Origin of the sequence: Mesorhizobium sp. M7A.F.Ca.AU.001.01.1.1 (genome assembly GCF_004022735.1) — a bacterium.
GTDB lineage: Bacteria > Pseudomonadota > Alphaproteobacteria > Rhizobiales > Rhizobiaceae > Mesorhizobium > Mesorhizobium ciceri.
The window spans coordinates 1-419 of the sequence record NZ_RZPF01001376.1; the positions used below are offsets into that span (position 1 = coordinate 1).

Here is a 419-nt window from a genome sequence, read left to right on the forward strand (position 1 = left end):
GCGTCGATGTTCTCCGTCGAGTTCGACACGACATGGATGGTCTCGTTGACCATGACCGTCAGCGAGCGGTTGGCGCCCACTGTCTCGGTGTCGTTCGAGCCGATGTTGGTGGTCTGGTCGACGCCGATCTTGACCGTCTTGTTGTTACCGACGTCCTCATCGAGGTTGTGGCCGACGGAATGCTTGGCGTCGTGGTCGATGCGGTCGGACTGGTCGTGCTGCACCAGCTTGGTGCGGTCGTGCTTGACCAGAAGGATGTGGTCCTTCTGCGCCTGGAAATTGACCAGTTCGGAGCCGGCCTTGTCCTCGAACATCAGCTCGTTGTAGCCGCCACCGCCTTTGGAGGAGTCGGACTTCCAGCCCGATTGCGTGGCGCTGCCCGGCAGCCCGTAGGGCGGCATCTGGGAGGCGTTGTAGAC

General features: G+C 61.8%; 1 pseudogene. It reads right to left on the reverse strand.

The annotated features are described in order from the left end of the window. A pseudogene (locus tag EN884_RS38260) lies at nt 1-419 on the reverse strand (type VI secretion system tip protein VgrG); the annotation flags it as partial.